Annotated in this window: 22 protein-coding genes; 13 read left to right on the top strand and 9 right to left on the bottom strand. The window is 69.0% G+C overall.

All coding sequences use genetic code 11. The annotated features are described in order from the left end of the window. The first annotated feature begins 15 nt into the window (after nt 1–15). Both E0H75_RS28280 and E0H75_RS28275 read left to right on the top strand, forming a co-directional pair. The gene (locus tag E0H75_RS28280) at nt 16–687 is read left to right on the top strand and encodes an HAD family hydrolase (RefSeq protein WP_131516720.1); all 672 of its coding nucleotides are present in this window, start codon (nt 16–18) and stop codon (nt 685–687) included. Continuing rightward, nucleotides 684–1,919 carry a glycosyltransferase 87 family protein gene (locus E0H75_RS28275; RefSeq protein WP_131516719.1) on the top strand — a complete coding sequence of 412 codons (1,236 nt, stop codon included), beginning with the start codon at nt 684–686 and terminating at the stop codon, nt 1,917–1,919. The genes E0H75_RS28280 and E0H75_RS28275 overlap by 4 nt, the downstream gene beginning before the upstream one ends. Here the strand turns inward: E0H75_RS28275 and E0H75_RS28270 are convergent. Together E0H75_RS28270 and E0H75_RS28265 are read right to left on the bottom strand one after the other, a co-directional pair. After that, complete coding sequence (locus tag E0H75_RS28270) at nt 1,880–3,208, bottom strand: hypothetical protein (protein ID WP_131516718.1); 1,329 nt, start codon at nt 3,206–3,208, stop codon at nt 1,880–1,882. The genes E0H75_RS28275 and E0H75_RS28270 overlap by 40 nt on opposite strands. Next, a complete protein-coding gene (locus E0H75_RS28265) occupies nt 3,205–3,693 on the bottom strand; it encodes a cupredoxin domain-containing protein (protein ID WP_131516717.1) in 489 nt (162 codons plus the stop codon). The genes E0H75_RS28270 and E0H75_RS28265 overlap by 4 nt, the downstream gene beginning before the upstream one ends. A 341-nt stretch (nt 3,694–4,034) precedes the next feature. On the opposite strand from E0H75_RS28265, the gene E0H75_RS28260 reads away from it, so the two are divergent. The 4 genes from E0H75_RS28260 to E0H75_RS28245 are packed head-to-tail and all read left to right on the top strand — an operon-like array spanning nt 4,035 to nt 7,474. Then, a complete protein-coding gene (locus E0H75_RS28260) occupies nt 4,035–5,501 on the top strand; it encodes a WS/DGAT/MGAT family O-acyltransferase (RefSeq protein ID WP_131516716.1) in 1,467 nt (488 codons plus the stop codon). Beyond that, nucleotides 5,498–6,028, top strand: a complete 531-nt coding sequence (locus E0H75_RS28255) for a DUF6912 family protein (protein ID WP_131516715.1) — start codon at nt 5,498–5,500, stop codon at nt 6,026–6,028. The genes E0H75_RS28260 and E0H75_RS28255 overlap by 4 nt, the downstream gene beginning before the upstream one ends. 16 nt (nt 6,029–6,044) lie before the next feature. Next, nucleotides 6,045–6,974 (top strand): non-homologous end joining protein Ku, encoded by a 930-nt coding sequence (gene ku, locus E0H75_RS28250; RefSeq protein ID WP_131517157.1) that lies wholly within the window; start codon nt 6,045–6,047, stop codon nt 6,972–6,974. Next, on the top strand, nt 6,971–7,474 hold the full coding sequence (locus E0H75_RS28245; RefSeq protein ID WP_131516714.1) for a VOC family protein: 504 nt from the start codon (nt 6,971–6,973) through the stop codon (nt 7,472–7,474). The genes ku and E0H75_RS28245 overlap by 4 nt, the downstream gene beginning before the upstream one ends. A 17-nt stretch (nt 7,475–7,491) precedes the next feature. Here E0H75_RS28245 and E0H75_RS28240 read toward each other — a convergent pair whose 3' ends face one another. Beyond that, nucleotides 7,492–7,881 (bottom strand): nuclear transport factor 2 family protein, encoded by a 390-nt coding sequence (locus E0H75_RS28240; RefSeq protein ID WP_131516713.1) that lies wholly within the window; start codon nt 7,879–7,881, stop codon nt 7,492–7,494. 58 nt (nt 7,882–7,939) lie between these two features. Here E0H75_RS28240 and E0H75_RS28235 point away from each other — a divergent pair, with 58 nt between their 5' ends. Then, nucleotides 7,940–8,473 (top strand): TetR/AcrR family transcriptional regulator, encoded by a 534-nt coding sequence (locus E0H75_RS28235; protein ID WP_131516712.1) that lies wholly within the window; start codon nt 7,940–7,942, stop codon nt 8,471–8,473. Nucleotides 8,474–8,610: 137 nt separating this feature from the next. Further along, a complete protein-coding gene (pruA, locus tag E0H75_RS28230; protein ID WP_131516711.1) occupies nt 8,611–10,239 on the top strand; it encodes an L-glutamate gamma-semialdehyde dehydrogenase in 1,629 nt (542 codons plus the stop codon). A gap of 90 nt (nt 10,240–10,329) precedes the next feature. Here pruA and E0H75_RS28225 read toward each other — a convergent pair whose 3' ends face one another. From E0H75_RS28225 to E0H75_RS28215, 3 genes are all read right to left on the bottom strand, one after another. Further along, nucleotides 10,330–10,974, bottom strand: coding sequence for a TetR/AcrR family transcriptional regulator (locus E0H75_RS28225; protein ID WP_131516710.1), 645 nt, complete (start codon nt 10,972–10,974; stop codon nt 10,330–10,332). A gap of 89 nt (nt 10,975–11,063) precedes the next feature. After that, on the bottom strand, nt 11,064–11,273 hold the full coding sequence (locus E0H75_RS28220; RefSeq protein WP_131516709.1) for a hypothetical protein: 210 nt from the start codon (nt 11,271–11,273) through the stop codon (nt 11,064–11,066). A 131-nt stretch (nt 11,274–11,404) separates the two neighbouring features. Continuing rightward, complete coding sequence (locus E0H75_RS28215; protein WP_131516708.1) at nt 11,405–11,902, bottom strand: DUF2505 domain-containing protein; 498 nt, start codon at nt 11,900–11,902, stop codon at nt 11,405–11,407. A 78-nt stretch (nt 11,903–11,980) separates the two neighbouring features. Here E0H75_RS28215 and E0H75_RS28210 point away from each other — a divergent pair, with 78 nt between their 5' ends. Then, complete coding sequence (locus tag E0H75_RS28210; protein WP_131516707.1) at nt 11,981–12,793, top strand: alpha/beta fold hydrolase; 813 nt, start codon at nt 11,981–11,983, stop codon at nt 12,791–12,793. Here E0H75_RS28210 and E0H75_RS28205 read toward each other — a convergent pair. Both E0H75_RS28205 and E0H75_RS28200 read right to left on the bottom strand, forming a co-directional pair. Next, complete coding sequence (locus E0H75_RS28205; RefSeq protein ID WP_131516706.1) at nt 12,790–13,659, bottom strand: hypothetical protein; 870 nt, start codon at nt 13,657–13,659, stop codon at nt 12,790–12,792. The two genes, E0H75_RS28210 and E0H75_RS28205, sit on opposite strands and share 4 nt — an antisense overlap. Before the next feature lie 294 nt (nt 13,660–13,953). Continuing rightward, on the bottom strand, nt 13,954–14,415 hold the full coding sequence (locus E0H75_RS28200; RefSeq protein WP_131516705.1) for a hypothetical protein: 462 nt from the start codon (nt 14,413–14,415) through the stop codon (nt 13,954–13,956). Nucleotides 14,416–14,496: 81 nt separating this feature from the next. Between E0H75_RS28200 and E0H75_RS28195 the strand changes: the two genes are divergently transcribed. Genes E0H75_RS28195 through E0H75_RS28180 form a run of 4 tightly spaced genes read left to right on the top strand, consistent with a single transcriptional unit; the run spans nt 14,497 to nt 17,993 of the window. Beyond that, nucleotides 14,497–15,318, top strand: a complete 822-nt coding sequence (locus E0H75_RS28195; protein ID WP_131516704.1) for a tryptophan 2,3-dioxygenase — start codon at nt 14,497–14,499, stop codon at nt 15,316–15,318. Nucleotides 15,319–15,366: 48 nt separating this feature from the next. Continuing rightward, the gene (locus E0H75_RS28190; RefSeq protein WP_131516703.1) at nt 15,367–15,987 is read left to right on the top strand and encodes a hypothetical protein; all 621 of its coding nucleotides are present in this window, start codon (nt 15,367–15,369) and stop codon (nt 15,985–15,987) included. Nucleotides 15,988–16,005: 18 nt separating this feature from the next. Further along, nucleotides 16,006–16,692: a response regulator transcription factor gene (locus tag E0H75_RS28185; protein ID WP_131516702.1), complete on the top strand. Its 687-nt coding sequence runs from the start codon at nt 16,006–16,008 to the stop codon at nt 16,690–16,692. Between the two features lie 2 nt (nt 16,693–16,694). Further along, nucleotides 16,695–17,993: a sensor histidine kinase gene (locus tag E0H75_RS28180; protein ID WP_131516701.1), complete on the top strand. Its 1,299-nt coding sequence runs from the start codon at nt 16,695–16,697 to the stop codon at nt 17,991–17,993. 23 nt (nt 17,994–18,016) lie between these two features. Here the strand turns inward: E0H75_RS28180 and E0H75_RS28175 are convergent, their stop codons facing one another. Further along, nucleotides 18,017–18,466: a hypothetical protein gene (locus E0H75_RS28175; protein WP_131516700.1), complete on the bottom strand. Its 450-nt coding sequence runs from the start codon at nt 18,464–18,466 to the stop codon at nt 18,017–18,019. Between the last annotated feature and the right edge of the window lie 42 nt (nt 18,467–18,508).

The raw sequence follows: 18,508 nt of genomic DNA, 5'->3' as shown, positions 1-18,508 counted from the left end.
AGTAGGCTTGCGCGCATGTCGGACGGGAAGGTCGAGCTGCGCGGGCTACTGGTGGATTGGGGTGGGGTGCTGACCTCCGGGCTGGAGGAGGCGCTGCGCCGGTGGGCCGAGCTCGACGGGTTCGACTTCGATTCCTACCTCCAGGCGGTGCTGGCCTGGCTGCCCGCCGAGAACCCGGCCGATGCCACGGCGGAGGCCGAGCTGAACCCGGTCCACGCGCTGGAGCGCGGACAGATCGCCGTACCGGACTTCGAGCGCAAGCTGGCCTCGATCCTCGTCCGCCGCGACGGTACGCCGGTGCCCGCGGAAGGGCTGATCGAGCGGATGTTCGCGCACTTCGAGCACCAGCCGGCGATGTCCGCGCTGGTCCGCCGGGCCCGCTCGCTCGGGATCCGCACCGCACTGCTGTCGAACTCCTGGGGCAACACCTACCCGCGCGACACCTGGGACGGGATGTTCGACGACATCGTCATCTCCGGAGAGGTGGGGATGCGCAAACCCGACCCGGAGATCTTCCTGCTGGCCGCCCGCCGGCTCGACCTGAAGCCGGAGGAGTGCGTGTTCGTGGACGACCTGGGGCTGAACGTCGAGGGCGCCCGGGCACTCGGTATGACCGGCATGCTGCACACCTCGTACGACGAGACCCGCCGCGCCCTGGAATCCCTGTTCGGAGCCGACCTGACGTGACCGTGACGACCACCACCTCCTCTCCCCGCCCGCTCGCACTGCGCCGGATCCTGATCGTGATCGCGGTCTGCGCGGCCCTGGTCGCGCTCGGCGCGTGGATCGCCGGTCTGTTCGACGGCATGATCGACCTCCAGGTGTACCGGATGGGCGGTTCGGTGCTCCTGCACGGCGACGCCCTGTACGACGCGGAGCTGGCCGGGTCCGGGCTGCCGTTCACCTACCCGCCGTTCGCCGCGATCGCGATGGTCCCGCTGGCCGCCGTACCGTGGGGCGTCGCGCTGGTGGTCTGGACCACCATCTCGGTGCTGTGCATCACCTTGATCTGGCGGACCAGCCTGACCAAGACGTTCTGGTCGTTCTTCACCCAGCGCAAGCGCACCGCGGTGCTGGCCGCGCTCACGGTGCTGTCGCTGCTGCTCGAGCCGGTCTGGCAGACCTTGCAGTTCGGCCAGATCAACCTGTTGCTAACGGCAATGATCCTGCTGGACCTGGTCCGGCCGGCCGACGCCCGGCTGCGTGGCTTCTGGCTCGGTGTGACGATCGGCGTGAAGCTGACGCCGCTGCCGTTCCTCGCACTGCTGATCGTCACCAAGCAGTGGCGGGCCTTGCGCAACGCCGTGTTCGGCCTGCTCGCCACGATGGCGATCGGGTTCGCGATCGTGCCGCACCAGTCCTGGCGGTACTGGACCGACGTCATCCTGGACGCGAACCGGGTCGGCGGTCTGGCCTACACCGGTAACCAGTCGTTCAACGGCTTCCTGCACCGGCTCGGCAACGACGCGAGCTGGGTGCAGCCGACGTGGTTCGTGCTCTCGGTTGTCTTCGGTCTGCTGGTGCTCTGGCTGTCCCGGCGCTACTGGCTGGCCGACGAGCGGGTCACCGCGATCTCCGTGATGGCGCTGGCCGTGCTGTACGCGTCACCGGTCTCGTGGAGTCACCACTGGGTGTGGATCATCCCGCTCGGCGTGAGCCTGATCCGCGGCGTGAACCGGGTCTGGGGTCTCAACCCCGCGGTGGTCACCGGCGTGCTCTGGTACGGCCTGTTCGTACTGCGCTCGATCTGGTGGGTGCCCTACCGTGACGACCGTGAGCTCAACTGGACCTTCTGGCAGTCGATCCCGGGCAACTCCCACCTGATCCTCGGCATGCTCGCCTTCATCCTGCTCGCGGTCACCAGCCGTTCGCTCACGCGTCAGGACGAGAACAAGAGCAGCAAGCCACCCGCGGTGTAGCCGACCATCACGACCAGCAACGGGATCTGACCGGCCAGAGCCTTGTTCCGCGGGAACAGAGCGACGGCGCGGTCGTGCGCCGAGACGACACCCATCAGGTGGCCGCCCACCACCGCAAGCACCTGCATGACGGCGATCGCGGTGCTGTGGTTGGTGATGCCGGTGTTCACCGCAAGCAGTCCGGTTCCGAAGATGTTGGCGCCGTTGCTGAGCGGGTCACTCAGGTAGATCAGCGTCCGCTGCCCCTCCAGGATGAACAGCGTCAGGTAATGCGCGACGACGTACCCGAGGGCGATTGGGATGACCGAGTGCGCGAAGCGACGCGGCAGTGACGTGCGGGAGCTGTCCGACAGGCGCCCGGCCAGCAGGGTCGCACCGGAGTACGTCACCAGGACGAACAGGATGAACACGATCAGCGCACAGGTGCCGAGCACGGTCATCGACACGTCCTGGTTCTGCGCCCAGCCGATCCACGCCGACGAGTTCGAGAACCCGTCGTACGCCGTGGAGCCGAGCAGAGCGGAGACCATGCCGACGAGGCCAGGCAGCGGTTTGAGGCCGTCCAGGTTCTCCAGCGGGCGGCGGACCACCAGCGCACCGTCGGTACGACGGCCCCACGGCGACAGGCGCGACATCAGGGTCGTGTAGACCTCGAACGGGTCGGCGGTCGAGAACCACCGGTCGCCGAACAGGATCGCCCCGAACATCGTGATCACGACGTACAGCGCCATCCACGTCTGCAGGACCGGGATGGTGGCCCGGTCCGGTGCGACCAGCTCGAGCCAGGTGAAGGCGAAGATCCCGAGCGCGGCCGGCCAGAGTCCGAGCCTCGGCGAGAGCTCCAGCAGGCCCTTGGAGGGCGGCTGCCGCAACGCCTTGCAGAGCAGGAGGTGCAGGGTCCGCAGCGGGTTCAGCGTCCGCCAGACCGGGCCGAACACGATCGAGATCGGCACCAGGCCGACCCAGACCAGGATGTAGATGAACCCGAAGATCGGGTTGGTCAGCCGGTCCACGCCGAACACCAGCGACGTCATCGCGTAGAGGAAGGTCGCCAGCCCGACCACCCGGACCAGCCAACGGAACCAGCCGGCGTCGACCGTCCGGGTGATTGCGCCAGGCAACCGCCTGCCGGAGGCGTCACCGCGGTACTTCGGGCTCCGCCAGGCCAGCGCGAGAACGACGAACGAGACGGCGACCGCGACCGCCGCCCCGCCGACCGCGAGGCCGAACGGGATCGGCAGGTCCTGCCTGCCGCCGATCCCGTGCAGCGGGAGAAGAAGAGTGATCACGAGACGACGAGTTTGGCGACCAGCTTGCCGCTCTTGTGCGTCTCGATCTCGAAGGTGCCCTTCATGTTCGCGGTGAACGTGACCGAGGCGGCCTTGCCGGGCGTCAGCTCCAGTTCCTTGTCGTAGCCGTGGATGTGCAGCTCTTCGTCGGCGTCGCTGACCGCGGTCACCAGCACGGTCTGGCCGGCCTTCGCCTCGACGGTCGCGCCGCTCGGGTTCACCTTGCCGTTGGCAACGGTGACGTTGATGGTCACGTCGGCCTGCTCGCCGGACGGGTCCGCGGTGTTCGACGGGCTGGAGGAGTTCGGCTTGCCCGGGGTCGCGGTCATCGTGGGCAGGTCGCTCGGCGTGCTGGCCGGGGTGCTCGGCGGAGTGCTCGGACTCGCGCCGCTGTCGGAGTCACCGCCGCCGCAGCCGGCCAGGACCAGCATGCCGAGGGTGGGGAGAAGGGCGGCGGCGGTACCGCGAGTGAGCGTCGAACGCATGGGTCTAGGGGCCTTTCAAGGGGTCTGTTCGGTTTCTCAGGACGCGGGACACGCCCTCTTGCCTGACGAACACGAATAGCTCAGTGTTCCCACAGAGGACGGCTGGGAATACTGCGCCTACTGCGCGGCACTCGGCGGGCACGTCGCTGCACTGGAGGAAAAGGCCACGATGAACACCGCATCGAGGCCGTCCCTCCAGCACACCGAGGCACTCCGCCGAGCACCTGCTCGCTACGGCGCAGTATTCCCAGCCGCCCTCTACAGCCAGTGTCGCAGCCCACTGTCGGATGCGGCCGCTAGGGTGACGAGACAAGCTTCGACTGCGAGAGGAAGGTGATCGGATGCCGGATCGGCTGACGTCGCTGGACCTCACCTTCCTCAAGGCCGAGTCGCCGGCCACCCCGATGCACGTCGGGACGGTCGACATCTTCGAGCCGCCGGTGCACTCCGGTGAGGGGTTCGACTACGAGAGCCTGGTCGCGCTGATCCGGGACCGGATCGCGTTCGTGCCGCGGTACCGGCAGCGGGTGCAGCAGGTGCCCGGCCGGTTCGCCGGCCCGGTCTGGGTGGACGACGAAGAGTTCGACATCACCTTCCACGTACGCCGCTCCGCGCTGCCCCGGCCCGGCACCCACGCGCAGCTGCTTGAGCTGGTCGCCCGGATCATGTCCCGGCGGCTGGACCGGGCCCGCCCGCTGTGGGAGATGTACCTGGTCGAGGGTCTGCAGGGCGACCGGTTCGCGATCATCGCCAAGTCCCACCAGGCCCTTGTCGACGGCAACAGTACGGTCGACATCGGCCAGGTCGTGCTGGACGCGACCGCGCATCCGCGGGAGACACCGACCGACACCTGGCAGCCGGACCACCCGCCGTCCGCACTGGAGCTGCTGGCCGGCGTGTTCACCGACGCCACACGCCACCCGACCGCGGTGCTGGAGCTGGCCCGGGCCGAGATGGCCAGCCTGACCGGCTCCACCTCCGTTCGCGAGGTGCTCGGCGACGTGGTCGGCTCACTGGCGGCGCAGCGGCACGCGCAGGAGAGCTCACTGCACGTGAAGACATCAGGTCAGCGCCGGTTCACGACCGTGCAGACCGATCTGGAGGACTACCGGACCGTCCGCGCTCTGCACGGCGGCACGGTCAACGACGTCGTACTCGCAGTCGTCGCGGGTGCGTTCCGGGCCTGGATGATGACGCGGGGTGAGGGCGTCGGACCGACCCGCAGCGTGCGCGCGGTGGTGCCGGTGAGCATCCGCGACGACGAGGACGACGAGCCGACCTCGCTCGGCTCCCGGGTGATCGCCTCGACGGTGAACCTGCCGGTCGGCGAGAACTCCCCGGTCATGCGGCTGCACCAGATCTCGTACCAGACCAAGGTTCACAAGGACACCGGCCGCGCGGTCAGCGCTCGGTCGCTGGTCGGCATCGCCGGGTTCGCCCCGACCACCCTGCACGCGCTGGCCGCCAGGGTCGCCACCACGACGGTCCGGCCGATCGACGACGTGGTGATCACCAACGTGCCCGGGCCGCAGTTCCCGCTGTATGCCAAGGGTGCGCCGATGCTCGCGTCGTACCCGGTGGTGCCGTTGATGCCCGGTCAGGGGTTGTCCGTCGGCGTCACGTCGTACGACGGGAAAGTCTCCTTCGGGCTGAACGCGGACCGCACCGCGATGCCCGACCTCGCTGTTTTCGCCCAATGTGTGACGGATGCGCTGGACGAGCTGCTCGACACCACCAAGGGCAGCCACAACCGGGCTTCCCGGGGCCGGAAGAAACCCCGCGGCGCTCCCAAGAAGGCGGGTACATGAGGGTCTACATCCCATCCACACTGCGGCTGCTGGGCATCGCATGCACTGCCGGCGAGCTCGGCCCGGCGCCGTTGACCGCGTACGCCGTCACACCGGCGCTGCGGGAGTGGTACGCCGAGGGCGACGCCGAGGAGCTCGAGTACGCCGCGATGGCGCAGGCTGCCCGGGCCTCGGTCGGACTGCTCGCGGCCGACCCGGACACGGCCCGGCGCCGCGTCGTGGTGGCGGCCGAGGTGAGCGCCGTACCGCCGGCCGACGGATCGGTCGAGCTGGGGGACGCCCGGCTGGAGCTGCACGTGGTGATCCCGTGGACGACGGTCGCGGCCGTGCACCTGGACGCCGCGGGTGCGGGCGCGATGGTCGGGAAGGCCGCCGACCTGTGGGACGCCGCCCAGAACGGCGACGACGACGCACTTTTCGCCCTCGATTCGTGCGAGGGTGAAGATCTGCTGTGGTATGCGACACAGGAGGTCCCCGATCTGCTCGCCGCGGAGAGATCCCGCGGCGGCGTGACGGGCCCGAGCTGACAGGGAGCTGATGGCGATGCAGGCGATCTGGAAGGGTGCCATCTCGTTCGGGATGGTGACGATCCCCATCAAGGTGTTCTCCGCGACCGAGGAGAAGGACATCTCGTTCCGCCAGGTGCACGTCGCCGACGGGGGCCGGATCAAGTACAAGCGGGTCTGTTCGATCGACGGCGAGGAAGTGCCGTACTCCGACATCGGCAAGGGCTACGAGATGGCCGACGGCCGGATGGTGGTGCTCGAGCCGGACGACTTCGCCGACCTGCCGCTGTCCAGCAAGAAGGTCATCGACGTCCTCGAGTTCGTGCCCTCGGACCAGGTCGACCCGCTGTACCTGGGCAAGTCCTACTACCTGCAGGCCGACGGCGGGCCGGGCGCCAAGCCGTACGTGCTGCTCCGGGATGCACTCGAGGGCTCCGAGCTCTACGCGCTGGTCAAGGTGGCGTTGCGGTCGCGGGAGAGCCTGGGCCTGCTGCGGACCGTCGACGACATCATGGTGTTGCAAGTGATGCTGTGGCCGGACGAGGTCCGCGACGCGTCCTTCGCCGCTCCGCCCGAGGACGTGGAGATCCGCTCCCAGGAGAAGGCGATGGCGTCGTCGTACATCGACACGCTGCGGGGTGAGTTCGACCCGGACCAGTACCACGACGAGTATCGGTCGGCGCTGGAGAAGGTGGTCGAGGCGAAGGCGGCGGGCGTGCCGCTGCCGGAGACCGAGGAAGAGGAGACCGAGGGCGCCGAGGTCGTCGACCTGGTCGCGGCCCTGCGTGCCTCCGTCGAGGCCGCCAAGGCTCGCCGCGCGGGCGGATCCGCGGACGCGGAGCCGGCCAAGAAGGCTCCGGCGAAGAAGGCGGCCGCAGCCAAGAAGGCACCGGCCAAGAAGGCCGCCGCGGCCAAGAAGGCGCCCGCGAAGAAGGCCGCCAAGAAGACTGCGAAGAAGTCCGCATGACGGAGCAGCCCGGGATCTCCGATGCGCCGGCGGGGGTCCCGGTGCCGCCGCCGACACAGACCGAGATCCCGAAGGACGCCTCGGAGATCCCGGACGATCCCCATGCGCCGCTGGTGAAGCCGGGTGCGTTCCTGCTGGAACTCATCCCGGTGCCGGTGACCGACATCGACCGGGCGAAGCGGTTCTACTCCGAGCAGGCCGGGTTCCACGTCGACGTCGATGTGTCACCCGCGGACGGCGTCCGCGTCGTGCAGTTGACCCCGCCCGGGTCGTTCTGCTCGATCACCCTGTTGAAGGGGTTGCCGATGATCGACATGGAGCCGGGCAGCCTGCGTGGTCTGCACCTGGTCGTGAAGGACATCGAAGCCGCTCGCCAGGAGTTGATCGGCCGCGGCGTCGACGTCGGCGAGACCGAAGATCTCGGTGGCGTCTTCTACGCCTGGTTCAAGGATCCCGACGGCAACACCTGGACCCTCCAGCACATGCCCTGGCGCCCCTAGTGTCCTGAGCCGGCGCCCTACCGCCCGAGCGGCCGGCGACGGGGGATGATCTTCCGGTGGCTGATCCGCCAGCCGCTCGGTGTGCGAACGACGACGTCCTTGTACGTGAGGCTCGCGCAACTGCCGTCGGCCATGATCCCGATGGCCTTCGAGAGACCCGCCACTTCGTCCGGGCCCACGTCGGTCAGCACGACGTTGGTGATGTGGTGACCGACCGGGTTGCCGTCGCCGAGAGCCAGTCCGGCCTCCCACAGCGCGGCGGTGCCGACGATCACACCTCCGCCGAGGTCCGAGACGTCGTACCTGACGTCCTCGGTGAACAGCCGGTCCGGCGGCTCGCCGGCGTCGACCAGGTGGCCGTGCATCGAGATCAGGTCGGTGATCGCGATCCGGTCGTCGAGCTCCATCTGACGCTCCTAACTGGGGAGATCCCCGGTTTCGATTCGTCGGCTAGTCTAACCAGGGATGTCCCCACTTAAGCCACTGCGTGCCGATGCCCAGCGGAACCGCGACCAGCTCGTCGCGGTCGCGCAGGCCGTCTTCGTCGAGCTCGGCACCCAGGCACCTCTCGACGAGATCGCTCGGCGCGCCCGGATCGGCAACGCCACGCTGTACCGCCACTTCCCGACCCGCGACGACCTGATCGTCGCCGTGTACGCCGAGGAGGTCGCCGAGCTGTGCGCGGTCGACGACAGCGTTGACGTGTTCGATTGGCTGGAGCGTTTCGTCCGGCACGTGGCCGAGAAGGGGGATCTGGCGCGCAGCCTGGAGCCGTCGGCGCGGCGGTCGGAGCTCCACGAGGAGTGGCATGCGGCCATGGTCGAGACGGTTGGACGGCTGGTGGGGCAAGCCCAGCGAGACGGTCGGCTGCGGGCGGACGTGGACCCGCTCGACCTGCTGGTGATGGCTGCTGGAATGGCGACGGCGGAGCCGGCTCGAGTGAAACGTATGCTACAAATGTTGAGGCGCGGGGCGGGTGCTTCCTCACCTGACCAGTAGAGCTCCTGGTCAGGTCCATGGTCAGGTTCGTTTCAGGTGGTCGGTCGTGGCACCATGCTCGTATCACCAGCGAGCGCGCCGCCCACCCGCACGGCGTACCCGCACGATCCACACCACCAGATCGAGGAGCCCGCAGTATGGATGCCGTCACCGTCGTTCCGACGCCCGCCAATGAGAGAGTGTTGGGATACGCTCCCGGATCAGCCGAGCGCGCGAGCCTGGAGGCGAAGCTCAAGGAGTTCACGTCGGCGGGCGCGATCGACCTGACCTGCACCATCGGCGGTGAGCAGAAGTTGGGTGGCGGTACGTCGATCCAGGTGGTCCAGCCGCACCGGCACGCGCACGTGCTCGGCACCCTGGGCAACGCGACCGAGTCCGATGCCCGAGCGGCCGTGGTCGCGGCGCTGGCGGCGGCCCCGTCCTGGCGTTCGCTGTCGTTCGACGACCGCGCTGCGATCTTCCTGAAGGCGGCCGACCTGCTGTCCGGTCCGTGGCGCGACACCCTGAACGCGGCCACCATGCTCGGCCAGTCGAAGACCGTGCAGCAGGCCGAGATCGACGCGGCCTGTGAGCTGATCGACTTCCTCCGGTTCAACGTGGCGTTCGCGCGGCAGATCGTCAGCGACCAGCCGATCTCGTCGCCGGGGGTGTGGAACCGGGTCGACTACCGGCCGCTGGAGGGCTTCGTCTACGCGATCACGCCGTTCAACTTCACCGCGATCGCCGGCAACCTGCCGACCGCGCCCGCGCTGATGGGCAACACCGTGGTCTGGAAGCCGTCGCCGACGCAGCAGTTCGCGGCGCACTGGACGATGCGGCTGTTGGAGGCCGCGGGGCTGCCGGACGGGGTGATCAACCTGGTCACCGGTGACGGCCTCGAGGTGAGCAAGGCCGCGCTGACCCACCCGGATCTGGCCGGCATCCACTTCACCGGCTCGACCAAGACGTTCCAGTCCCTGTGGGGCACGGTCGGCGCGAACATCGCGTCGTACAAGACCTATCCGCGGCTGGTCGGCGAGACCGGTGGCAAGGACTTCATCCTGGCGCACCCGTCGGCGGACCCGGCGGTGCTGAAGACCGCGATGGTGCGCGGCGCGTTCGAGTACCAGGGCCAGAAGTGCTCGGCCGCTTCGCGGGCGTACGTCGCCCGCTCGGTGTGGGACCGGATCCGCGACGACCTGGTCGCCGAGACCGAGTCGCTGACCATGGGTGACGTCACCGACCTGTCGAACTTCATCGGCGCCGTGATCGACGACCGCGCGTTCGCCAAGCACAAGGCGGCGCTGGACCGGGCCGCGGCGACCGACTCGATCGAGGTCGTTGCCGGTGGCACCTATGACGACAGCGAGGGGTACTTCGTCCGGCCGACGCTGCTGGTGTCGGCCGACCCGACCGACGAGATCTTCAGCACCGAGTACTTCGGCCCGATCCTCGGCGTGCACGTGTACGACGACGCCGACTACGACAGCGTGCTGCGGGGGATGGAGCACTCCGCGCCGTACGGGCTGACCGGTGCCGTGATCGCCCAGGACCGGCACGCGGTCGCCGAGGCTGCGGAGTACCTGCGGTTCGCGGCCGGGAACTTCTACGTGAACGACAAGCCGACCGGTGCGGTGGTCGGACAGCAGCCGTTCGGTGGTGCGCGCGCGTCCGGGACGAACGACAAGGCCGGCTCGATGTGGAACCTGATCCGCTGGGCCAGCCCGCGTTCCATGAAGGAGACCTTCGCGCCGCCGACCGACTACCGGTACCCCCACCAGGGGTGAAGGAAGGAAAGCAAAAGCAGTAGTTGGTGGGGCCGCACCAGGGCTAAGGAAAGAAAAGCAAAAGCTGTAGTTGGTGGGGCCGCGCGTGGGTTAGGTGGTGAGGCCTCGGCGGACGGTGATGTAGAAGGTGGTCAGGTCGTCGATCAGGGTTTCGATCTGGCGCTGGTTCTTGAGGTTCGCGTCCAGCAGCCAGTCCGAGATCAGGTCGAACAACCCGCCGACGAGGCCGATCGCAACGCTGTGACGAACCGCCCGCTGGTCGGAGGCATCCCGGCCGGTGGGCGGTCCGTCGTACCGGTCCCAGAGCTGCTCGAGGAAGCCGGCCGCCCAGCGCCGGTTCGCCCGCCGCTGCCGCTCGGCCACCTCGGAGATCCCGGACGCCATCCCGAAGGTGACCTTGGTGATGCGCGGGTCGTCGACGAGTTCGTGCACGAAGGTGGCGAGCAGCCGCGGCGCCTCCTGCCGCTCGTTGCCGGCTGCCTGCGTGGCGACGCCGGCCATCCGCTCCTGCAGCCGTTCCGAGGTCCGCCGCAACAGGGCGACGTAGCACTCCTCCCGGCTGGAGAACAGCTCGTAGAAGCTCTTCGTCCCGATGTACGCCGTACTGCAGATCTGCTCGATGGACGTGCCGAGATAGCCGTTGGTGGCGAACAGATTGAGCGCCGTATCCAGCAGCTGCTCACGCCGTTCGGCCCGCCGTTGCTCGGCGTCCAATCCCCGTATGGTGCGACTCATGCGCTGGACGTTACCCCGCGTACCGAACAAGTAACCGAGGGAACATCTTCCGAACACGAGCCCTTGTCTGTAACCAGGAACCATGCTGGTCAGGCGCTGCGGTGGAACTCCTGCAAGGGTGGATCGATCAGCAGTGCGGACCCGCACTTCACGCAGATCCACTCGTCGGGCTCCTCGACCAGGTGATCGGGTGCCTCGATCCGCTCGAACGGCATCACCGTGGCACAGAAGACGCAGAACTGCGATTCCTCGCCCGGCTCCGTGCGCTGACCCTTCTGACGAAAGACTGGCTTCCGCATGACTGGCTCACCTCCGAAGAGCACCCCGCGCTCCTCAGATTGCCACCGCGGGTGAGCCACCCCGGGTAGCGACACACGAGTCCCCGGAACGGGCGTCGTACGACGCCCGCCGCCGGGGACCCGGGGAAGCCTCAGTTGGTGCCGTTGTGCCACTCGCGGCCGAGTTCATGCTCCTTCTGCAGGCCGGACCGGATCGCGTCCACCACGAACGGCTCCATCTTCTTGCCGATCAGCGGTACGGCGACCTTGACGTCCAGGTCGATCGCCTGCACGGCCTGACCGCCGCCACCGGTGATGCTGGCGGTGCCCCTGAGCGTGACCGGGGTGTTGACGATCTCGCCGGAGACGTCGGCGTCGCGGGACCCGTCCGCCTTGGCCGCGTGCCAGGTCTCGGTCTGGACCAGGGTCAGCGTCTCACCGACGAACTTCTTGGCGAAGTCCGGGACGCCGTCCGACGGCATCTCCCGGCGGACCTTGACAACCGTGTCGCTCCCGGACTTGGCTACCTCGACGTTGTACGACAGCGCCTTGGTCTTCTCGCAGGCCTGCTCGCGGAAGGTGGCGTCCGTGACGATCGCGAACACTTCCTCGGGGGTGGCGTCGTACGACGCCGACAGCTTCAGCTCCATGCCGCACATCATGGCACCACCGATCCGTCAGCGAACCCCACCGCCGCCGCGGGTCCCGAGGATCGTTACGCTCGCCCGATGGACAGCGGCCATGTACCTGTGCCCGGTGGGGCGCTCTACTTCGAACGGACCGGCCACGGGCCGCCGATCGTTTTCGTGCACGCGGGAATCGCGGATCTGACCATGTGGGAACAGCAGGTCGCTGAGTTCGCGACGGACCACACCGTGGTCTGTTTCGACAGCCGGGGTTTCGGGCGATCGAGAACGGATGCGGTCGAGTTCTCCCCGGTCGACGACCTTCGCGCTGTGCTGGACCACCTGCAGATCGGGCGGACGGTGGTCGTCGGCTGCTCGCGCGGCGGTCAGCACAGCCTCGACTTCACCGTGGAGGAGCCGGATCGAGTCGCCGGCCTCGTCTGGGTCTGCGGTGGTGTCAGCGGCTCGTCGCATGAAGCGCCGCAGGCGCAGACGGCAGTCTTCGACCGTATCGAGGCGCTGTGGCAGGCGAAGGAGTGGGACGCGCTGGTCGACCTGAAGACGCATCTCTGGACCGACGGCCCGTTGCAGCCCGAAGGGCGCGCACCGGAGGCGGTGCGCGACCACGTCCGACGGATGATCCACGCGATCGAGACGAGGAGTGAAGAAGAGCCACAGGTCCTGCCGCTGTCTCCTCCCGCCGCCGGCCGGCTCCAGGACATCACGTGCCCGGTGCTCGTCGTCATCGGTGCGCTCGACACCACCGGCACGCAGGCGTCCGCCGACCTGCTGACAGTCGGAGTCAACGGTGCTGAGCGAGTGGATTTCCCCGACGCCGCACATGTTCCGAGCATGGAGCACCCAGAACGGTTCAACACCGCCGTTCGCGACTTCCTCTCCCGCCACAGCCTCTAGCGTGGCGTCAGGGTGAGGGTGACTGTTCGGTTCTGGGCGGCGTTCCGGAACGGGGGCCGGCCTTGGTCGCCGGACTGCATGGCGAAGGCGGTGGGCGGGAGGCCCGATGCGGCGCTGAGCTCTTGTGTGGCGGTGCGCGCGCGGAGGAGCGCCGTACGCGATCCGCCCGACGTGCTGCTCCCGGGTACGACGACCGAGTAGCCGGTCACCGTGATCGCGGCGTCGAGGCCCGGCAGTCGTTTGCCTAGGGCAACCAGTGCGTCCTGGCGGTCCGGTCCGAACTCCGTGCCGGCGGAGAACAGACCCTCGGCGAAGAGCACGTGGACCGCGCCCGACAGCCTCTGCACGACCACCCCAGGTCCGGCGACCTTGCGCTCGATCAGCTCCAGCTTGTTCGCGACCGCAGCAGCAGACGCCTGTCGCTCCGCTTCCAGGGCAGCCAGCTTGCGGGCCAGCTCCGCGGCCTCCTCTTGCGCACTCGTGTCCACGCTCGGTGTCGACGTCGGCTGGACCTCCTGTGGCGGCTGAGCGACCGGTTCATCGTCTCCGCCGAGTACGGCGATCCCGCCATCCACAACCGCGACCACAACCACAGCCACGCCTGCGACCCGGCATGGGCCTCGTTGATGTCGTAGTCGGCTGGCTTGAGCCCAGCGCACGACGCCGAACACGATCGCGGCGTCCCGCGGGTCGATCACCGGGCCGGCCGCCCGGTTGAGCCAATCGTCGGCCCGGCCGTCGGACACCTCGCCGCGGTCGAGCAGTTTGACCGCGCAGTTGTTCAGCAGGATGGCGATCTGGTCGGCGCCCACCTCGAGGGCCGCGCGCAACCGCTGCACGACCTGCCGGGCGGTGCGCCGGTCCACGCCGGTCGACCAGACCGCTCACCCGGAAGGCGTTCCGCCGGTAGAGCCCAGTCCCGGCGAGCCCTTGCAGCTCGTCGGCGATCGGATCCGCCACCAGCTCACCCCCAGGTCAAGTCGGTTCGCGGGACCGTTGCCCGGCTCACCAACCACCTTTCCACCCTGGGCAGCCGGTCCGAACCGGAATCAGGACCGTCTGGACCCACCCTTGGACCCGCGGTGGACGCACCCTGGACCGAACCTGCACCCGACGAGCGGATCAGGGCCTGTTCGTTGCCCAGGACAACCCGAGAGGCGTCAGGACAGCAGCAGGGACGCGAGGATGCCGAGGGTGAGGGGGAGCGTGACGGCGATCGCCAGCCGGCGGCCGCGACGGTTGCGCCGGCGGATCGTGGTGCGGTCGATCGTCGTCGCGCAGGGCTCGAAGCCCAGCGAGTCGGCCGGTGCGAAGAGACCGCCGAGCCGATCGAGCATCGACTGAGCCGACGCCTGCCGGCCGGCTTCCTGGACGACGCGGAGGCGGAGGAACTCCCGGGGGTCGCCGCTCGGGAGCGGGAGCCCGGGCGGCAGCGCGCGCTGCACGACGGCGTGGGCGGCGGCGATCCGCCGTGACCTGCTGATCGAAGGCGGGAGGATCAGATAGGCCAGGTGGACCAGGGACCCGTAGTCCCCGAGCAGCAACGCCTCGATCTGCGGTTCTTCCCGGGTCGGTCCCTGGATCGGTCCCGGGATCAGCGGCGTCTCGACCGTGGCGGACATGCAACTCCTCGTTTCGGCGTACCCCACCTCCAACGAGCGAATCCCTGACCGGTCACGCACCCGTCGGCTACCCTCGGGCGCATGAGCAGTGGTGACGGGGTGGCGGGGCGGTGGGATGGCGTTGATGTGCATTTCGGGGAGGCCGGCGGGCGGCTGACGTACGGCAGTTACCTGCGGCTGGCCGAGCTGCTGGACCAGCAGCGGCTCGAGTCGGATCCACCGGCGCACGACGAGTTGCTGTTCATCACGATCCACCAGGTCTACGAGCTGTGGTTCAAGCAGGTCCTGCACGAGCTGACCGCCTCCCGGGACGCGATGCTGTCCGGCGAACTGTGGCTGGCCGAGCACCTGCTCCGCCGCGTGCACACGATCGAGCGCACGCTCACCCAGCAGGTCGACATCCTGGAGACGATGACCCCGCAGGACTTCGGAGAGTTCCGGCACCGGTTGTCGCCGGCCAGCGGGTTCCAGTCGGTGCAGTTCCGCGAGATCGAGTTCCTGTCCGGGGCGAAGGACCCGTCGTTCGTCCGCCGGTTCCGCGGCCTGACCGAGGTGGAGAAGGAGCGTCTCGGCCGGCGGCTGGAGGAGCCGACCCTGTGGGACGCGTTCCTCGTCGTCCTCGAGAAGGCCGGGTTCGGTACCGGCACCGAGGACTCCGTCCGGGACGCGCTGCGCAAGGTCGCCGGTGACCGCAGCCACTACGCCGCGGTCTGGGAGCTCGCCGAGGTCCTGCTCCAGCACGACGAGCTGGCGGCGGCCTGGCGGGCCCGGCACGTGGTCATGGTCGAGCGCATGATCGGCACCAAACCAGGCACCGGCGGCTCTTCCGGCGCCGGCTACCTGCGCAGCCGGTTGGATCTTCGTTACTATCCGTTGCTTTGGGATCTGCGTACGACCCTCTAGTCTCACCGCGCACGGAGCCGATGAACGGCCCGATGAAGGGATGGCGCGGTGAAGCTCTACTCCGACGTGGGGACGCAGCGGTTCCGGCAGGTGCTGGGGGATCTGCTGCTGGTGGGCTGGGTCTGGTTGTGGGTCGAGGCAGGTCTGCTGGTGTTCCGGATCACGAACGCCCTCGGAGCGCCTGGACGGAAGGCGGCCGAGGCGGGTGACGGGCTCGCGGGCGACCTGCGCCGGTTGTCGGAGCCGATGGGCAAGGTGCCGGTGGTCGGCGACCAGTTGCGGTCGCCGGTGGACGGCGCCGCGGCGGCCGCGGGCAAGCTGGCCGAGGCCGGGCGGGACCAGGCACACGCCGTGGAGCAGTTGGCGTACGTCCTGGCCGGCGTGACGATCGGGATGCCGGTGTTGCTGGCGTTGCTGATCTGGCTGCCGCCGCGGATCCGGTTCTCCCGGCGGGCGACCGCGGCGCAGAAGTTCATCGACAGCGACGCGGACCTCCAGTTGTTCGCGCTGCGCGCGATGGCCAACCAGCCCATGCACAAGCTCGCGAAGATCTCCGACGACCCGGTCACCGCCTGGCGCGAGGGCGACGCCACCGTGATCGGGCGGCTCGCCAACCTCGAACTTCGCAGCACCGGCGTCCGAGCGCCGGCACAGCTCCAACTGGAGTGACAAAGCTACGCTCAACGGATGGCGCGGGTGTTGCTCGTCGAGGACGATGACGCGATCCGGACGTCGCTGGGCAAGTCCCTGACGGCGGCCGGGCATGTCGTCACGGCCGTCGCCGCCGGCGCCGATGGCGTGGCTGCGGTCGCCCGCGATCGGCCCGACGTACTGCTGCTGGATCTTGGTCTGCCGGATCTGGACGGCCGGGACGTGTTGGCCATGGTTCGCGCGGTGACCGACGTACCGGTGATCGTGGCAACGGCGCGGGACGACGACGCGAGCATGGTGAGGCTGCTCGACGCGGGTGCGGACGACTACGTGATCAAGCCCTTCAGTTCTGCCCAGATCGACGCGCGGATCCGGGCCGTACTGCGACGCCTCGGCCAAGGCGGCGAGCAAGGCGAGTCGACGGTCGATCTGGGCGCGTTGCGGATCGATCCGCGCAGTCGCGAGGTCACCGTGGATGGTTCGCCGGTCGACCTGACGCGCAAGGAGTTCGACCTGTTGCTGGCGTTGTCTCGCCGGCCGGGGGCCGTGGTGAGCAAGCGCGAACTGCTGGCCGAGGTCTGGGGTCTGCCGTGGGGCGGCGGCGACCGGACCGTCGACGTTCACCTGTCCTGGTTGCGGCGCAAGCTCGGTGAGACAGCCGCGGAGCCGCGGTTCCTGCACAGCGTCCGTGGCGTCGGGATCAAGCTGGCGTCGGGGGACTGACCGTGCGCCGCCGGATCCTGTTCCTCTCGGTCGGCATGACCACGCTGGTCGTGCTGGCGTTCGCCGTACCGCTGGTGTTGCTGATGCGCAGTACGACGGCCAACGAGTCGAAGGAGCGGGCGCGGTACCGGGCCGAGGCGGTCGCGTACTACGTCGGTGACAGGCGCAACAGCGCCTACGACATCACGGCGTACATCGAAGGGCTCAGCAAGGACGGACCGGGCACGATCTCGGTCCGCCTGCCCGACGGTACGACGCTCGGCGACCCACCACCGGGTGGAGTGCCGGCCCCGCAACCGCTGCCGGCCGACTACGACGACGACGATCGGAAGGGTCCGCCACAGCTCGGCGACGTGGACTATCGCTCGCTCGACGGCGGGATGGCGGTCGAGGTCGCCGTCGGCACTCCGCAGGGTCCGGCCTCGGTCTGTCTGTTCCTGACCACCGACGAGTTGTACGACGGTCTCACTCCGCGCCTGCTGATCCTGATCGGCGGCAGCCTCGCCGTACTCCTGCTCAGCATCGTCGGCGCCGAACTCGTCACCCGCCGGCTCGTCCGCCCGCTCGAGGAGACGGCCAGTACGGCGGAACGCCTGGCGAAGGGCGACATCGACGCCCGTGCTCCGACCACCGGCCCGGCCGAGGTCGCCAAGGTAGGTGCCGCGCTCAACGGTCTGGCCGACCGCATCGACGAGGTGATCGCGGTCGAACGCGAGGCCGTCGCCGATCTCTCCCACCGGCTGCGTACGCCGTTGACCGCGCTCCGGCTACAGGTCGAAGCCTTGCCCGACCGCGAACGTGCCGAGGAACTGAACACCCAGGTGACCAGCCTGGAACGGACGCTCACTGCCGTGATCAGCGCCGCTCGGCGTCCGCAACGCGAAGGCCGGGTCCCGCACTGCGACGCGGTCGAGGTGACGCGCAACCGGGCGGCGTTCTGGGAACCGCTGTTCGAGGATCAAGGCCGCGAGCTCGCCCTCGATCTTCCGGAACCGCCCGCGATGGTGCGGTCATCGGCCGAGGACCTCGGCGCCGCGCTCGACGCGTTGGTGGAGAACGTCGTCGCGCACACCCCGGACGGTACGCCGGCCCGGATCACGCTGACCCGTGAGCAGAACGTCGTACGGATCGCCGTCGCGGACAAGGGACCAGGCATCCCGCTCGGGGCCGGTGAGCGTGGCCGCAGTGACCGGGGCTCCACCGGCCTCGGGCTCGACATCGCCCGCCGGTACGCCGAAGCCACCGGCGGCCACCTCACCATTCACGCCAACGAGGTCGTCCTGACTCTCGCCGTCCCGTGATCAGAGCGGGGCTGCTGACAGCTTCAGGACAACAGGAAGCGGGGTGGTTCGCCCTTCAGGGCGTTGTTGGACCTGAGCCAGGCGGCGGTCTCGGCCGGGCGCCGGCGCGCGATCTCGGACAGCAGGAGATCCCGGGCCCGGGCAGCGGTCTCGGTGTAGTCGGACTGGCTCTCGCGGACCACCTCGGCGTCGGTCGCGACCCAGACGGCGTACAACTCGGCGTCCGACCACTTGACCAGGTCGGCGTCGATGATCTGCTGCTCCGAGGGTGTCGTGGTCCGCCGGCGTGATCTGACCAGGCCTACCGCCAGGATCGCGGCCGCGATCGCGACGGAGCCGAACACGATCAGCGCGACCGAGGGCGACGCCTTGACCAGGGCCAGCGCGATTCCGGCCACCGCGACCACGCCGATCGCGACCGACCACGTCACCATCGGTCCGGCTGGTCCGGGCGCGGACGGACGCTCAGCCACGACGTTCTCTCCTCCTCGGGCACCGCTCACGGTCCTGTGTAT

The organism is Kribbella capetownensis (genome assembly GCF_004331485.1).
Taxonomy (GTDB): Bacteria; Actinomycetota; Actinomycetes; order Propionibacteriales; family Kribbellaceae; genus Kribbella; species Kribbella capetownensis.
Note: the sequence above shows the minus strand (reverse complement) of the source record. Positions and strands in the feature narration are given on the sequence as shown.